Here is a 16429-nt window from a genome sequence, read left to right as displayed (position 1 = left end):
ACGTGACGGGACGGAGGGGACTTCACGGGGCTTCGCGGACCGGGTCGTGGTGGTGCTCGCGCAGGGCGGACCGCAGCTGGAGCCACCACACGGCCGAGCTGCCGAGGGTCGCCGCGGCGACGCCCCAGGCCGAGCCGACCGCGCCGGCGGCCGCCGCGCCGCCGAGACCGCCGGCGGCGTAGCAGGCGGAGGCGAACAGCTGGGCGCGCAGGCTGCGCCGGGCCGCGCCGAGCGCGCGCAGCCCGGCCGCGGCGCCGGTGCCGAGACCGGCGCCCGCGACCCCGAGCGCGGCCGGGACGACGAGCTGCGCGGCGGAGTGCCAGACGCCGCCGAGGACCAGCTCCCCGGCCCGGTCCGGCACCAGGAGCAGCGCCGCGCCCCAGACGAGCGCGGCGACGGCCTGCCCGCCGCCGAGCAGGAGGCAGAACCTGCCGAGCCGGTGCGGGGCCCGCTTGAGGACCCGCGCCGCCTCCGCCACGGTGACCAGGGACAGACCCATCAGCACGGCGAGGAACGGGCCGAGGAGCAGCTCGGCGCCCCGGACCGCGCCCACCGCGCCGACCCCGGCGAGCGCGCCGAGCCCGTACGCCCGCAGCTGGCCCGCGCCGCTGAGGCTGACGTTCTCGACGAGGTACCGGTAGCCGAGGTCGCTCTGCTCGCGCAGCCAGCCGCGCGCCTCGGCCACCCGGGGGCGGATGCCGGACTGGAGACAGCCGTACGCGGCGGCGACCGCGGCGGACCCGCCCCAGGCGAGCAGGAAGGCGGCCACGCCGCCCACCCGGGCCGCCACCACCAGGGCGGGGACGAGCGCGACGCCCCACACCACGTCGTTGACGAACGCCTTGCGTCCGTCACCGGCGGCGAAGAACGCGAACCGCCAGGCGTCCTGGAGCAGCAGCGCGGGCAACACGACCCCCAGGCAGGCGAAGGCCGCCCCCACGCCGCCGCCCAGGGCGAGCCCGGCCGCCAGGCACACCGCGCCGACGGCGGTGCCGACGCCGAGCGCGGCGCCCGACGACCGGGCCGTCGCCGACCGCCAGGACGCCGCGGGCACCGCGCTGAAGCGCACCACCAGCGGATCGGTGGCGACGCCCCGGGAGACGTTGAGGACCACGCCGTACGTCACCCAGGCGAGGCTGAAGACGCCGAACGCGGCGAGGCCCAGCGAGCGGGCCACGTAGATGCCCACCGCGAAGTTGGTCATGCTGGAGGCCGCCTGGTCGGCGAGGCCCCAGGACAGCCGGCCGGCGAGCGCCCGTCGGCCGGACCCCCTCACGGGGGCCTCCTCCTTCTCCTCCTCCTCGGTGGTCACCGGCCTCACGCCTTGATCAGCCCGGCGCCGCGCAGCGCGTCGGCCGCGGCGGCCACGGTGTCGAACGGCAGCCCGGACCGCTCCGCGACGTCCAGCAGACCGAGCTCGCCGTCGGAGAGGCTGAGCACCCACAACATGGCCAGCTGGGCCTGCTTCGCGTCGCTGCGGCCGCCGAGCGAGTCGTACAACCCGCGCCGGCCGAGCTGCGGCTCGCCGTACGGCGAGAGGTTGACGTACCGGCGGTTGCGGTCGAGCACGGCGAACGCCTCGCGGCAGACGGCGAGGGTGTCCTCCATCGCCTCCGGCGAGACGAAGTCCGGGTCGTCCGCCGACGTGTGGTACTCGGGGTAGCCGCCGTACGGCGTCCGGCTGAGCGAGCCCACGCCGAGGTCGAACCCGGGCGAGCAGTACTGCCGCTCGTCATAGCCGTACGGAGTGAACCCGACGATGTCGTGCGGGCGCTCGGACGCGGTCAGGACGTGCCTCAGCACCCGGTCGATCTCCGCGTCGCCGCGCCTGCTCCGCTTGTACGTCAGCCGGCCCCGGTCGCCCGCGCAGGCCAGCACCAGGCCGTGCTTGACCCGGTCGATCCGCTCGGCGTTGCGGGCCAGCCAGGTGATCGCCCCGATGGTGCCGGGCGCGAAGACGAACCGGTAGGTGTAGTACGGCGTCCCCTCCGCCAGGGCCCGGGCCAGGAAGGTCGCCACGGCGATCCCGGCCAGGTTGTCGTTGGCCAGCGACGGGTGGCAGACGTGGCTGGAGACGATGACCTCGTCGGCGACCTGCCCGGGGACCACGTGCTCGGCGTAGGTGAGGTGCCCGTCGGCGAGCGTGGAGTCGATCCGTACCTCGTACTCGCCGTCCGGCAGCGCGTCGAGGGTCTCCTGCGCGAGGCAGAACCCCCACTCCGGCTTGTAGTAGCTGGTGCGGTACGGCACCAGGCCCGGCTGGTCCGGCAGCGTGTACAGGTGGTCGCGCAGCTCGGACAGCGGCATCGTCGCGGCCACCGGCACGCTGTAGCCGAGCACGTGGAGGCTGGACGCGGCGAAGTCGACGACCCGCCGGCCGGCGGAGTCGGCGACGTACGCGTCCCGGATGTTCCACTCCTGCGGCACCGTCCAGTCGAGCACCCGCGTCCCGGTCGGCACCTCGTGCGTCCGGAGCGGGAGGTACTCGCCGACGATGTCCAGGGTGGCGCGGACCCCGTCGCCCGTGATGCTCCGGCACAGCGGGTACAGCCGCTTCACCAGGGCGTGCATCTCCTCCCCGGGCGTCGTCATCGGCGCCACCGCAGGGTGTCGTCGACGGTGCCGGCGCCGGACGCCGCGCGGAGCACGGCGAGCCGGGTGAAGCGGCGCTCGAAGTCCTCGCGGTCCAGGGCGTGTTCGCGGTAGGCGTCGGCGAGTTCGAGCGCGCCCCGCTTCACCGTCCACTCGCAGTCGAAGCCGGGGATCGCCGCCCGGAAGCGGGAGAAGTCCACCCGGTACGACCTCGGGTCGGCGCCGGTCTCCCCGGTGATCACCACCTTCGAGCCCTCCACCGCCTCGGCGACCTGTCCGGCGATCTCGGCGACCGTGACGTTGTTGGCCTCGCTGCCGATGTTGAACGCCCGGTCGTGCACGGCCTCCTGAGGGGCGGTCAGCGCGGCGGCGAAGGCGCGGGCGATGTCGGCGGCGTGCACCAGCGGACGCCACGGCGTGCCGTCGGAGAGCACCAGGACCTCGCCGGACAGCAGCGCGTGGCCCACCAGGTTGTTCAGCACGATGTCGGCGCGCAGCCGGGGCGAGAAGCCGAAGGCGGTGGCGTTGCGCATGTACACCGGGGTGAAGTCGCCGTCCGCGAGCGCGTGCAGGTCGTCCTCGACGCGCACCTTGGACTCCGCGTACGGCGTCACCGGCCGCAGCGGCGCGTCCTCGCCCACCAGCTCGTCGCCGCCGGCGGCGCCGTACACCGAGCACGTCGACGCGTACAGGAAGCGCCGCACCCCGGCGTCCCGGGCCAGCCGCGCGAGGCGCACCGAGGCGTGGTGGTTGATGTCGTAGGTGAGTTCGGGCGCCAGCGACCCCAGCGGGTCGTTGGAGAGCGCGGCCAGGTGGATCACGGCGTCCACCCCGGCCACGTGCTCGGCCGTGACGTCGCGCAGGTCCACCCGGTGCCCGGCCGGGTCGGCCGGCGACGGGCCGAGGACGCAGTCGGCGAACAGCCCGGAGTCCAGGCCGACGACCTGGTGCCCGGCGGCCTCCAGGACCGGGGCCATCACGGTGCCCAGGTAGCCCTGGTGCCCGGTCAGCAGTACGCGCACGATTCATTCCCCCAGGTCGAGAGTGAGTTTGGTGACGTCGAAGGCCTCGGCGTAGCGCGCGTGGCATTCGATGCCGCGGATCCGGGCGAGGCCGAGGAAGGCCTCCCGGTCGTACCAGGGCCGGTGCCGCTGCGAGGGGTAGTGCTCCTGCAGCAGCCGCACCTTCTCCTCGGCGGTCTCCGGCGTCAGCGGCTGGTACGCCGTCGGACGGCCGAGGTCGGCGTCCCACTTGACGATCTCGTAGCCGAGCACGAGATGGTCGCGGAACGCGGTGGGCATCAGCCGGGCCAGGCCGCGGTGGTCCTGGTGCGCGTCGGCGGTGCGCGGGGCCAGCACCACGTCCGGCTCCGTCCCCGCCCGCAGCTCCTCGACCGCGGCCTTGGCCTCGTCCCAGTAGGCGGGCAGCCGGCCGTCCGGCAGCTTGAGGACGGTCAGCCGCAGATCCGCGTCCGGGCAGAAGGCGGCGAGCGCGGCCCGCTCCTCCTGCTCCCGGTCGCCGCCACCGCCGGTCAGCACCAGCGCGTCGACGCGGACGCCCGGCCGGGCGCGGCAGAGCGTCAGCAGCGTGCCGCCGGCGCCGATGGCGATGTCGTCGCAGTGCGCGCCGACCGCGACGACCCGCCGCGGCCGTCCGGCCCCCAGCCGGATCACGCGGACCTCACCGCGTCCCGCTCCCACACGGCCCACGGACGGTCGCCCCGGGTGTAGGCGTCGTCCAGCGCCGCCCGCTCCTTCACGGTGTCCGTCGGCTTCCAGAAGCCGCGGTGCCGGTGGGCCACGAGACGGCCCTCCTTGGCGAGCCCGGCGCAGCCGTCCGCGACCAGGTCCCCGTCCTCCGGTATGTGGTCGAAGACCTCCTGGCGGAGCACGAAGTAGCCGCCGTTCTCCCACAGCGGCAGTTCGCTCACCGGGGTGATGCCCCCGACCAGGCCGTCCTCGCCCAGCTCCACGCAGTGGAACGAGGACTGCGGCGGCACCACCATCATCGACGCGCCGGCGTCGCGCCGCGAGAAGCGGTCGATCATCTCCGGGAGCGGGGCGTCGGTGAGCACGTCGGCGTAGTTGGCGAGGAACATCTCGTCGCCGTCCAGGTGGTGGCGCACCCGGCGCAGCCGCTCGCCGATCGGCGACTCGATGCCGGTCTGCGCGAAGGTGATCGTCCAGTCCGCGATGTCGGTGGTGAGCAGCTCGGTCCGCCCGCCCCGCAGCACGAAGTCGTTGGACGTCGTCTCCTCGTAGTTGAGGAAGAACTCCTTGATGTGGTGGGCGCCGTACCCGAGGCACAGGATGAACTCGGTGTGCCCGTAGTAGGCGTAGTAGCGCATGACGTGCCAGATCAGCGGCCGCGGGCCGACCATCGCCATCGGCTTGGGCATGTCGTCGGAGGCTCCGGCGCGCATGCGCAGCCCGTAACCGCCGCAGAACAGGACGACCTTCATCGCGTCACCTCGACGATGCTCAGTTCCGGGATGGGGAAGACCAGTCGGCCGCCCCAGTCGTGCACGAAGGACAGCTGCTCGACCAGCTCGGCCCGCAGGTTCCACGGGAGGACGAGCACGTAGTCCGGCCGGTCGGCGGCGATCCGCTCGGGCGACAGGATCGGGATGCGGGTGCCCGGGGTGAACCTGCCGTGCTTGTAGGGGTTGCGGTCGACCGTGTACGCGAGCAGGTCGGGCCGGATGCCGCAGTGGTTGAGCAGGGTGTTGCCCTTGCCCGGGGCGCCGTAGCCGACGACCGTCTCGCCGCGCTCGGCCGCCTCGATCAGGAAGCGCAGGAGGTCCCGGCGCACCTTGGCCACCCGCGCGGAGAACTCCGCGTACCCGGACAGCTCCTGGAGTCCGGCGGCCTTCTCCCGGTCGAGGACCTCCGCGACCCGCCGGGACGGCTCCCCGGCCGCCTCGGACGGACGGGCCCACAGCCGGATGGAGCCGCCGTGCGTGGGCAGCAGCTCGACGTCCACCAGCGAGAGACCGCCGCTCGCCAGGGCCCGGATCGCCGACGCCACCGTGTAGTACTGGAAGTGCTCGTGGTAGATCGTGTCGTACTGGTTCTCCTCGATCAGGGTCAGCAGGTGCTGCACCTCGATGGAGACCCAGCCGTCGTCGGCGACCAGCGCGCGCAGTCCCTCGGTGAACCCGACGACGTCGGGGATGTGCGCGTACACGTTGTTGGCCACGACCAGGTCCGCCGGGCCGTGTTCGGCGCGGACGGCCGAACCGGTCCGCGGGGACAGGAACTCCGTCACCGTCGGCACGCCCGCCTCCCTCGCCGCCGCGCCGACGTTCACCGACGGCTCGACGCCGAGGCAGCGGATCCCCCGGTCCACCACGTGCTTCAGGAGGTACCCGTCATTGCTCGCGACCTCGACCACGAAGGAGTCCCGGCCGAGCCCGAGGCGCTCCACGGCGCCCGTGACGAAGGCGCGCGCGTGCTCCACCCAGGACGTCGAGTACGAGGAGAAGTACGCGTACTGCGTGAAGGTCTCCTCCGGGGTGATCAGCGGCGGGATCTGCGCCAGCCAGCACTCGGTGCAGACCCGCAGGTGCAGCGGGTACGCGGGCTCCGGCAGGTCGAGCCGGTCCGCGGCGAGAAAGCTCTCGCACGGCGGGGTCGCCCCCAGATCGACGACGCTCGCCAGCGCCGCCGAGCCGCAGAGTCGGCATCGTGTCATCAACTGCCCCCCATCGATTCCGTCCGCCCCGCGATCGCGGCGCGGTACTCCTCCACCAGGCGCTCCAGCCCGACGGCCGGGCTGAAGAACCGCTCGTAGCGGCGCCTGGCCGCCCGGCCCATCTCCTGGTTGCGTGCCGGATCGGCCACGATCCGGCGCACCAGGGACGCCAGCGAGGCGACGTCTCCCGGGCGGTGCAGCAGCCCGGTCACCCCGTCCTCGACGAGTTCGGCGAACCCGCCGTGGCCGGCGGCCACGGCCGGCACCCCGGCCGCCATCGCCTCCGCCACGACCAGGCCGAAGGTCTCCCTGGACAGCGACGGGGCCACCACGGCCACCGCCCCGGCGACGGCCTCCCGGCACCGGGCGGGGTCGTACAGGCCGACGAACCGCACGTCGTCCCGGTCCGCCGCCCAGGCCGCCACCTCCCGGTCCAGCGGTCCCGCGCCGGCGATCACCAGCGGCACGCCCACACCGCCCTCCGCCGCGAGCCGGTCCCACGCGGCCATCAGGAGCGGTATCCCCTTGGTCTCGGTGAGCCGGCCCAGGAAGAGCAGGTGTCCGCCGGGGCCCGTGCGGCCCGTCCCCGGATCCGGCACGAAGTTGTACTTCACCGCCAGCCGTTCGGCCGGCATGCCGGACGCCACCAGGACCTCGCGCTGCGCCGCCGAGATGCAGAGGAAGCGCTCCACGCCGGACCACCACCGGCGCCGGTTGACCGCCAGGCCGAGCGCGAGCGGCACCGTCGCCAGCCGCGAGTCCCGGTAGCAGCCGTGCCGGACGGCGGCCAGCGGCACCTTCGGCCCGACGCACTCGCCGCACGGCCGGCCGTCCCGGTGCAGCGTGCCCGGCGGGCACACCTGGGTGTAGTTGTGCAGCGTGGCGACGGCCGGTATCCCGGCGTCGGCGCAGGCGGCGAGGACCGAGGGGGACAGCAGCGGGAAGACGTTGTGGACGTGCACCACGTCCGGCCGTTCGGCGCGCAGCCGCGCGGTCAGCTCCCTGCGCACCGCCGCGTTCCACGGCACGAGGAGCGGCACCGCCGCCTTGCCGAGGAGGGAGCGGGCGCCGATCGAGTCGCTGCGCCGCTCGAAGAGTCCGACCCGGTGGCCGGCCGAGCGCAGCAGCTCCACCTCCTCGTCGACGACCCTGTTCTCCCCGCTCGGCTGCGTCGAGGAGTAGCGGTTGTGCACCACAAGGACATGCATGCTCAGGTCACCTCCTGGCCCATCGCGGGACGTGTCGTGCGGGAACGTCGGCCGCCGGCGGGGGAGCCGCCGGGGTCGGGGCCACCAGCAGCGAGGCGGCCAGGGTCAGGTGCAGCAGATACGCCGAGGCGTCGCCGAGCCCGACCTCGGTGTACGAGGAGAGCGCGCAGTAGCTGATCAGGAAGATCGCGCAGGCCCTCGGCAGCGACGGCGGCCGCAGCAGGGCCACGCCGCCGAGCACGACGAGGAGCGCCGCCACCAGGGTCACGCCGAGCAGCCCCTGTTCGTGGTAGACGGCGAGCCAGCTGTTGTCGATCGGCAGCCCGTCGAAGGACTTGTCGCCCAGGCCCATGCCGAAGACCTGCTCCCCGGCCGTCCGGGGCACCGCGAGGAGGGCGTCCCAGACCTTCGCCCGGCCGGTGAGGTTGGAGAAGTTCTCCTGGCTCTGTCCGCGCAGGAACCACGCCCGCAGCGCGGAGCTGAAGACCACCGCGGCCACCGTGGCGCACAGCACCGCCCAGGCGAAGACCCGGCGGGCGGCCGCGCTGGTGAGGAAGAGCGAACCGACCGCGAGCACCAGTCCGATCAGCAGGCCGAGCGTGGCCGTCCGGGTGTGGGTCATGGCGAGCAGGACGAGCGACGGCGCGATGACCACCGCCGCGCCGACCCCGGTCGTCCGGCGGCCCAGCAGGAGCAGCACCGTGAGCCCGATGACCACCGCCGCGTACTGCCCGATCTGCGGCGGCGTCAGCGGCCAGAGCGCCCCGACGAGCCGCCCGCCGTAGTACTCGGGCATCGCCGTGCCCGGTGCGACGACCAGGCCGGCGGCGACGAGGCCGAGCACCGCGAAGTACATCCGGATGTGCAGGCGTACGAAGGCCAGCCCGCCGTTCCACCACCGGGTGAGCAGCCACAGCGTGGCGACGAAGAGCGCCAGCCGGGCGCACCTGAACAGCGCGCCCAGGCCGACCTCCAGGTGCACGCTGGCGATCAGGCTCGGCACCAGGAGCAGGGTGAGCAGGAAGACGAAGGCGCTGGCCCGGAAGCGCAGCGGGCGGTTGACGGCGAGCGCCAGCGCGAAGGCGACGACCAGGGCGCCCATGGTCAGCATCTGGATGAGCGAGCGGGGGATCGCGACCACGGTCTTCGCCCCGGCGGAGCCGAGCGTGTTGAGGGCGAGCAGGGCCCAGGCCGTGCCGACGGCCTTCGGGACGCGGTCGGCGGTCATCCCCGACCACCTCCCCGGGGACGGAAGGTGCTGCCCGCGTCCTGCCGGTACGGCGCCGCCCGCCACCGCCCGGCGTCGAGGACGCGGCCCTGGTCGCGGGCGACGAACGTCCACGGCCCGGCGTACGCGTCGTCGTGCCAGCGGTTCTCCTGCCGGTGGGTGATCGCCTCGGCGACCGCCCCGCCCAGGTAGGGCGACCAGTCCGGCGCGGTGCCGGTGTTGGCCAGTACCGCCATCCGGCCGCAGGCGCCCGCGCACGGGACGACGGACGGGTCCAGCAGGAACCGGTTGTGGTGGATGTCGACCCGCTGGGTCTTCCAGCGGCAGTCGGAGTGGAGGGGCGCGGTGGCGATCGCCGGCCGCGCGCAGCGGGCGGTGTCCTCCACCAGGAGGGTGCAGTAGTCGGCCGAGGTGTTCGACGGGCTGTTGCAGAAGCGGTCGGCGTTCTCCCAGAGGGTGATCCCCGACCAGTTGTCCTCCAGCACGTTCCCGTGGATCTCGATCCGGTCGGTGCGGGCCGGGACGCGGGGTTCCCCGCCGGACTCGGAGACGTAGACCGCCGCGTACGGGAAGTCGTCGCCGTCCTCGGCGGCGGCGCTCCCTTCCGCCCAGGCGTTCCGCCGGATCGTGTTGTTCCGGACGACCGCGTTGTAGCTGGTCTCGTAGATCAGCGCGGCACCGTCGTTGGCCTCCAGGAGGTTGCCCTCGACGAGGAAGTCGTTGTTGTCGGTGTCGGCCCACAGCCCGGCCCCGCGGTTGTCGTGCACCCAGTTGCCGCGGACGTCGGCGCCGTCGACCGCCCAGAACTTGATGCCCCCGGAGCAGCCGCACCCCGGCTCCCGCCGCTCCCAGTCGTCGGTGTTGTTGCCCGTGACCTCGTTGCCCTCGACCACCAGACCCCGGATGGAGTCACCCGTCTTGTAGGCGTTCATCCCGTACTGGCCGTTGCCGCGCAGACAGCTGGAGCGCAGCCGCTGACGGGCGCCGGCCATCAGTCCGGCACCGGAGTTGTCCTGGATCCTCGTGTGCTCGATCACCCAGCCGTCGGCCATGTCGTGGTTGACCACGCCCTCGTCCTTCGGCGCGGCGAAGCGCTGCACCGTCAGGTGGCGGATGACGACGTCGGGGGCGGTCCCCCCGAACGCGTACTGGTTGACCTCGCGGCCGTCGAGCACCGCGCCGGGCGCGCCGAGGTAGCGGTTCCCCCGCTTGGCCTCGACCTGGGCGTAGGGGTCGGGGCCGAAGGTGTGCGTGCCCGGGCGGAGCCAGAAGGTGGTGCGCGGGGGGTTGCTCTCGGTCTTCGCCACCAGGTCGCCGACGACCGACGGGTCCACCGTCACGGCGCCCGCCGGTGCCCGCGCCGGCCCGGCGGCGGGCGCGGCACAGACACGGGCCGCCGACGGGGCGGGTGCCCCGGTCTTCCCGTCCGACCCGGTGTTCCCGGAGGCCCCGGTCTTCCCGTCCGCCGAGGTCTTCCCGGCCGCCCTCGGCGGGACGCCGGACGTGCCCGTGCAGCCGGTGGCCACCAGCATCACCAGGACCAGTGGCACCAGCAGCACCAGCGGTGCCCTCGGCACCGCCCGGTGCCGCCCCTCTCCCACCACGCGCCCCCCTAGCCGTGGAACCTGAGTACGGTGGTGAACCCGGCCGCGCCGTCGGCGGAGCCGGTGCCGATCAGCGCGGTGGCGGGCTCCTTGCGCCCGAAGCCCGCGGAGTACCAGCCCAGCGGCGGACGGCTCTCCCCGCGGTGCGCCCGCCACGACAGCTCACCGGGCAGGTCGAGCACCGCGGAGCGGTCCTCGCCGTCCCGGGTCCAGGTGAGCACCGCCCGGTTCTCCACCAGTTCGGCGGTGACCGACGGCCCCAGGTGGAACGCCAGACGCACCCGCCCAGGCTCTCCGTGGACCTCGTCGAGGATCGTCAACTCCTGTGATTCCGGATCCAGTTCGACCCTACGGCGGTGCACCACGCCCTGGTAGCCGTCGTGCTCCGCGCACCACCGGGCCACCCCCTCGCCGGAGGCGTCCGCGACCAGGACGCGGGTGCGGGCGTGCCGGGTCCACAGGAACGGGCCGCCGGAGACGGACTGGTCGCCGTCGTCCCACTGGAGCGTGTTGTGGCCGAGGGTGGAGCGGAAGTAGCCCCGCCACTCCGGCTGCCCGTGGTAGCAGTACGTCCCCGGGTCCGCGAGCACGTCGACCCCGTCGTGCCGCACCTCCACGGACAGCGCGTCCGCGTGGGCGTGCGCGGCGATGGACAGGAAACCGTGCGGACCGCCGTCACAGCGGCACCAGATCTCCCCGGGCCCCCGCAGGATGGTCATGCCCGCGTCGGCGAAGTGGGCCGGCCGGCTCGCCGGGCGGGAGACGGCCGGTGCGGCCCCGCCCTTCGCGTACGGCCGGACCAGCGCGGCCAGCAGCGGGGTGCGCACATCCGTGCCGGGCACCTCCGGCCACCACGGGAGCCGGCCGAAGACGGCGTCCCCGGTGGCCAGCAGCGAGCCCCAGCGGTCGGTGCCCGCGCCGTCCACGACGAGACCGTGGCCGTCGTCCGCGTCGCCCTGGCGCGGCGGCCGCAGCCGGCCGTCGACGACGGCCGCGAGCGCGTCGGTCATCCGCAGCAGCACCAGCCGGACCGTCCTCGGGACCGGCACACCGGCCGCGTCGGCCTCCGCCACCGCCGCCAGGCCGAGTTCGAGGACCAGGCCGTGGTACTCGGTGGCCAGCTCCCGGTTGAGGCCGGAGAGGAAGGTGTTGCCCCGCAGGTTCCGCTCCAGGGAGCGCAGCGCGTCGGCCCGCCACCGTGCCGAGGAGGGGAACCAGCCGAAGGCGCAGGCCGCGGCGAACTGCCCGGCGGCCTCGGCGACGACGTGGTTGTTCGCCGAGGAGCCCCGGCTGGGGAAGGCGGCCAGCCAGCGCTGGTGGTGCCAGATCTGGCGGAGCGCCACCGGGTTCCGCTCGAACAGCCCGGGCGCGCCCGGCCAGCCGTCGAGCAGCCGCCGGACCCACACCCAGGACAGCAGGCGGATCCCCAGCTCGATGCCGCTGGTCCAGTGCACCCCGCGCAGCGGCGCGTTCGCCGTCCACCAGGACCGCAGGTGCTCGGCGACCCGCTCGGCGTACCGCTCGTCACCGGTGAGCGCGTAGGCGGCGGCCAGCACGGTGAGGTACTGGTGCCGGGACGGCTCCCAGATCTGCTTGATGTCCCCGACCGCCTCCTCGTCCCGGTACGGCACGTCGAAGGCGTAGCCCCACGGAGCCCGGCGCCCGGTCTTCGGGTCGTGCCACCAGTCCGGGGCGACCAGGTCGTCGCGGTCCACCCCGAAGTACGTGGCGTGCCCGGCCATCAGCCGGTCCGCCTCGGCGAGCAGCCGCTTCGCCGCGTCCGGCGGCACCGCCGCGAGCGTGCCGGCGGGCAGCACCGCGGTGAAGCGGGCGCCCGGCACGCTGGGGACGTCCGGCCGCGCCGACCGCCACCGCCGCCGGCGCACCGCGTCGCCCACCCGGCCGCCGACCTCCCGCGGCCCCATCCGGGAGAGCCGCCGCAGGTACCAGCCCGCGCCCATGGTCATCGGGCCGCCGCCAGCGACACCGGTACACCGGCCGCGAGGCCCGCGGGTACGGCGAGGGTCGCCGCCGTCGTGGCGACCAGCGACTCCAGCGGCACCGGCATCGGACCACCGGTCCGCACGGCCCTGACGAACGCGGCCAGCTCGGCGGCCTGGCCCTTGTCCCGCGCCTTCGGCAGCCGCGAACTCACCCACCGCTTGCGGCCGTCGTACACCGAGGCGCGGACGAAGTCGTCGAGCCGCAGCACCCTGCCGTCCGCGACCAGGTCCAGCGTCTCCTTGGGGAAGCCGGGCGCGCCGCTGGTGACGTAGCTGAGGGTGGCCGTGGATCCGTCCGGGTAGCCGAGCACGACCTGGAGGTCGTCGTTGCCGGGCGGGGCGACCGCGTACACCGACACCGGGTCGGCCCCCAGCAGCCAGCTCGCCGTGTCGACGAAGTGGCCGCCCTCGCCGGTGAACCGCGAGCCCTCGGAGCCCTGCCGGAGGTACCAGCTGCCGTGGTCGAGCCGGCCGGCGTTGACGAGGTACCGCAGGCTCGCCGGGCCGGTCCGGGCGCCGAACCGCTCCCGGGCCTCGCGCAGCAGCGGCGAGAACCGGCGGTTGAAGCCCACCTGGAGGCGGTCGTTGCCGGACTCCTCCACCGCCGCGAGGACGCCGGCCAGCTCGTCCTCGGTGAGCGCCAGCGGCTTCTCCACGAAGACCGCCTTGCCCGCGAGGAGCGCCCGCCGGGTGAGGTCGGCGTGCGAGCTGTGGCGGGTGACGACGAACACCGCGTCGACGGACCGGTCGTCGAGGACGGCGTCGAGGTCGGTGGTGGCCCGGACGAAGCCGAACTTCCGCCGGGCGTTGGCCGCGGACAGCGCCGTCGTGGTGACGACGGCCGACAGCTCGACGCCGTCCCGCCCGGTCAGATGCGGCAGCAGCATCGACGACGCGTAGTTCCCCGCGCCCACGAACGCGAGCCGCACCGGCCGCCCGGCGGCCCGGGCGGGGGCGGACGGTCGCTCGCCGCGCCGCACGGCGGGCACGGCCACCGCCGGTGCCGACCCGGCCTCCGCGGCCGCCCCGTCGGGGTAGCGGAACAGCACCGCCACGGCCTTCAGCCCGCCGTCCTTCATCCGCCCGTACGTCTCCACGGCGTCGTCGAAGTCCGCGACGTGGGACACCAGGGGCTCCACGTCGACCCTGCCCCGGGCGACGAGATCGACGAAGCACGCCAGGTTGCGCCGCTCGGTCCAGCGCACATGGCCGATCGGGTAGTCGCGGCCCTCCAGCTCGTACTCCGGGTCGTAGCGCCCCGGGCCGTAACTCCGGGAGAACCGGACGTCGAGCTCCTTCTCGTAGTACGCGTTCCACGGCAGGTCCAGACGGCACTTGCCGATGTCGACGACCCGGCCCCGGTCCCGGCACAGCCGCGCGGCCAGCTCGACGGGCTGGTTGCTGCTCCCGCCGGCCGCCAGGTACACCTGGTCCACGCCGTGACCGGAGGTCAGTTCGGCGACCGCGTTCGCCACGACCGCCGAGTCCGGGTCGCCGCAGGCCGCCGCGCCCAGCCGCTCCGCGAGCGCGCAGCGCTCCGGGTCGGGGTCGACGCCGACGACCCGGACGCCCGAGGCGGTGAGCAGCTGCGCCACCAGCTGCCCGATCAGCCCGAGGCCGATGACCAGCGCCACCTCGCCGAGCCGCGGCTCGCCCTGGCGGACCCCCTGGAGCGCGATCGCCCCGACGGTCCCGAAGGCCGCGTGACGCGGCGCGAGGCCGTCCGGCACCGGGGCGTAGAGGTTCTTCGGCACCCAGTTCAGCTCGGCGTGCAGCGCGTGCTCGTTGCCCGCGCAGGCCACGAGGTCGCCCACCTTCACGTCGTCGACGCCCGCGCCGACCTGCTCGACCACCCCGCACAGCGAGTAGCCCAGCGGCGTGTAGGAGTCCAGCTTGCCCATCACCTTGCGGTAGGTGGCGGGCACGCCGTTGGTGGCCACGCTCTGCACGACCTTCGCCACCTGGTCGGGCCGCGAGCGGGCCTTGCCCACCATCGACATGCCGGCCTCGGAGACCTTCATCAGCTCGGTCCCGGTGGATATCAGCGAATAGGCGGTCCGGACGAGCACTCCGCCCGGCTTGCACCCGGGCACCGGCACGTCGAGCAGCGCCAGCTCGCCGCTCTTGTAGTTCTGCACTACCTGTTTCACCGAAGTCCTCTTGTCTCTACGCAGTGAGGGAAGGGCCCTGGCCGGCCGCGGAGGTCGCGCCGCGGTACCAGTACTCAAGGGTCAGGACGTGCCACAGATGCTTGGAGTAGTCGTGGTGCCCGGCGGCGTCCTCGGCGACGAGCCGCCGGAGCGCGTCCCGCCGCAGCAGGCCGGAACGGACCAGCTCGCCGTCGTTCACCACCTCGCGTACCAGCGGCGCCAGGTCCCGGCTCATCCAGGCGCGCAGCGGGGCGCTGAACAGGCCCTTGGGCCGGTACACGACCTCCCGGGGGAGGACGGACGACGCCGCCTCCTTCAGGACGGCCTTGCCCTGCCGCCCGACGATCTTGCGGTCGCCCGGCACGGCGAACGCCGCCCTGACCACCTCGACGTCCACGAACGGCACCCGCACCTCGGTCGACGCCGCCATGCTCGACCGGTCCGTGTAGGCGAGGTTCAGCCCCGGCAGGAACATCCGGGCGTCGCCGAGGCACATCCGGTTGACGAAGTCGTCGAGGTCGTTGTCCCGGTAGACGTCGGCGTGCTCGGTCAGCACGTCGTCGACCGTCCCGGCCAGGTCCGGATCGACCAGGGCGAGCAGCTCGGCCCGGTCGTACAGGGTGTAACTGCGGCGGAACGCCGTCTCCTCCGGCAGCTCGGCGAAGGACAGGAACCGCTTCGCGAAGCGCACCGACCGGTACCCCCGGCGGGCCGTGGCGACCGGCAGCCGGTCCACCACCCCGGACACGCCCCGCCGCAGCGGCCGGGGGACCCGCTGGTACCGCAGCGCCACCAGGTTGGCCAGGTGCTTGCGGTACCCGGCGAACAGCTCGTCCGCGCCCATCCCCGACAGCATCACCTTGACCCCGGCCTCGCGGGCGGCCGAGCAGATCAGGAAGGTGTTGATGGCGGCCGGGTCGCCGATCGGCTCGTCCAGGTGGTACGTCATCCGGGGCAGCAGGTCCAGCACGTCCGGGGCGATCTCGATCTCGTGCAGCTCGACCCCGAACCGCTCGGCCACCCGGCGGGCGTAGCGCAGGTCGTCCGGCATCGCCTCGAACCTGGCGTCCTCGGCGCGGAACCCGATCGTGTAGGCGGAGATCCCGGGCCGGTCGCGGGCGGCCAGCGCGGTCAGATAGCTGGAGTCCAGACCACCGGACAGGAAGGTCGCCACGGGCACGTCGGAGAGCAGATGGCGCCGGGTCGACTCCTCGACGACGGCGGCCAGGTCCGGCACCTCGCCGGCCCGGGCCCGCTCCCGGCCCTCGGCGGCGACCTCCCGCAGGTTCCAGAACCTGCCGCGCTCCACCCGACCGTCGGGCCGGCACCGCAGCCAGCTCCCCGGCGGCAGCTTCTCCGCCTCCCGGAACGCGCACCGCGAGTCCGGCACCCAGTAGTACAGCAGCGAGGCCACCAGCGCCGCGTGGTCCACCTCCAGGGACCCGCCGGTCACGGCCGCCAGCGCCTTCAGCTCGGAGGCGAACACCAGACCCTCGCCGCGCCGCAGCAGGAACAGCGGCTTGATGCCCAGCTGGTCGCGGACGAGGACCAGTTCACCGGTCCGCTCGTCGAAGATCCCGAACGCGAACATGCCGCGCAGCCGGGGCAGGCAGTCCGTGCCCCACCGCCGCCACGCCTCCAGGAGCACCTCGGTGTCCGACGTGCCGCGGAAGCGCACCCCGGCGGACGCCAGCTCGGCCCGCAGCTCGGGCGCGTTGTACAGCTCGCCGTTGTACGTCAGGACCAGCCCGTCCGACTCCATCGGCTGGGCGCCTGTCTCCGACAGGTCGACGACGGACAGCCGCCGGTGCCCCAGGTGCACCTCGCCGTCCCCGACGGGACGGCTGTACCGGCCCGCTCCGTCCGGCCCCCGGTGGGCGAGCGTCTCGGTGAGCCGGTCGGTCACCGCCTTCCCGTCCGGCCACCGGTACGTGCCCGCGATGCCACACAT

Annotated in this window: 12 protein-coding genes; all 12 read right to left on the bottom strand. The window is 74.1% G+C overall.

Going from position 1 to position 16429, the window contains the following annotated elements:
* Positions 1–22: 22 nt before the first annotated feature.
* Positions 23–1321, bottom strand: a complete 1299-nt coding sequence (locus tag ACFQ8C_RS00835) for a hypothetical protein (RefSeq protein ID WP_383450689.1) — start codon at positions 1319–1321, stop codon at positions 23–25.
* Entirely contained in the window at positions 1318–2601 is a 1284-nt protein-coding gene (locus tag ACFQ8C_RS00830) for a DUF4910 domain-containing protein (RefSeq protein ID WP_383450686.1), read from the bottom strand. The genes ACFQ8C_RS00835 and ACFQ8C_RS00830 overlap by 4 nt, the downstream gene beginning before the upstream one ends.
* Positions 2589–3614: an NAD-dependent epimerase/dehydratase family protein gene (locus ACFQ8C_RS00825; RefSeq protein ID WP_383450685.1), complete on the bottom strand. Its 1026-nt coding sequence runs from the start codon at positions 3612–3614 to the stop codon at positions 2589–2591. The genes ACFQ8C_RS00830 and ACFQ8C_RS00825 overlap by 13 nt, the downstream gene beginning before the upstream one ends.
* A 3-nt stretch (positions 3615–3617) precedes the next feature.
* Complete coding sequence (locus ACFQ8C_RS00820) at positions 3618–4265, bottom strand: PIG-L deacetylase family protein (RefSeq protein ID WP_383450683.1); 648 nt, start codon at positions 4263–4265, stop codon at positions 3618–3620.
* A complete protein-coding gene (locus tag ACFQ8C_RS00815) occupies positions 4262–5053 on the bottom strand; it encodes a glucose-1-phosphate cytidylyltransferase (protein WP_383450681.1) in 792 nt (263 codons plus the stop codon). The genes ACFQ8C_RS00820 and ACFQ8C_RS00815 overlap by 4 nt, the downstream gene beginning before the upstream one ends.
* Positions 5050–6285, bottom strand: coding sequence for a class I SAM-dependent methyltransferase (locus tag ACFQ8C_RS00810; protein ID WP_383450678.1), 1236 nt, complete (start codon positions 6283–6285; stop codon positions 5050–5052). The genes ACFQ8C_RS00815 and ACFQ8C_RS00810 overlap by 4 nt, the downstream gene beginning before the upstream one ends.
* Positions 6285–7493, bottom strand: a complete 1209-nt coding sequence (locus ACFQ8C_RS00805) for a glycosyltransferase (RefSeq protein ID WP_383450676.1) — start codon at positions 7491–7493, stop codon at positions 6285–6287. The genes ACFQ8C_RS00810 and ACFQ8C_RS00805 overlap by 1 nt, the downstream gene beginning before the upstream one ends.
* A 7-nt stretch (positions 7494–7500) precedes the next feature.
* Positions 7501–8721, bottom strand: a complete 1221-nt coding sequence (locus ACFQ8C_RS00800) for an O-antigen ligase domain-containing protein (RefSeq protein ID WP_383450674.1) — start codon at positions 8719–8721, stop codon at positions 7501–7503.
* On the bottom strand, positions 8718–10253 hold the full coding sequence (locus ACFQ8C_RS00795; protein ID WP_383450938.1) for a right-handed parallel beta-helix repeat-containing protein: 1536 nt from the start codon (positions 10251–10253) through the stop codon (positions 8718–8720). Before ACFQ8C_RS00795 ends, ACFQ8C_RS00800 begins: the two co-directional genes overlap by 4 nt.
* Positions 10254–10333: 80 nt before the next feature.
* Positions 10334–12292, bottom strand: coding sequence for an alginate lyase family protein (locus ACFQ8C_RS00790; protein ID WP_383450671.1), 1959 nt, complete (start codon positions 12290–12292; stop codon positions 10334–10336).
* A complete protein-coding gene (locus ACFQ8C_RS00785) occupies positions 12289–14478 on the bottom strand; it encodes a bi-domain-containing oxidoreductase (RefSeq protein WP_383450669.1) in 2190 nt (729 codons plus the stop codon). The genes ACFQ8C_RS00790 and ACFQ8C_RS00785 overlap by 4 nt, the downstream gene beginning before the upstream one ends.
* Before the next feature lie 16 nt (positions 14479–14494).
* A complete protein-coding gene (asnB, locus tag ACFQ8C_RS00780; protein ID WP_383450667.1) occupies positions 14495–16429 on the bottom strand; it encodes an asparagine synthase (glutamine-hydrolyzing) in 1935 nt (644 codons plus the stop codon).

It is taken from the genome of Streptomyces sp. NPDC056503 (assembly GCF_042794995.1).
In the GTDB taxonomy this organism is placed as follows: Bacteria; Actinomycetota; Actinomycetes; order Streptomycetales; family Streptomycetaceae; genus Streptomyces.
Note: the sequence above shows the minus strand (reverse complement) of the source record. Positions and strands in the feature narration are given on the sequence as shown.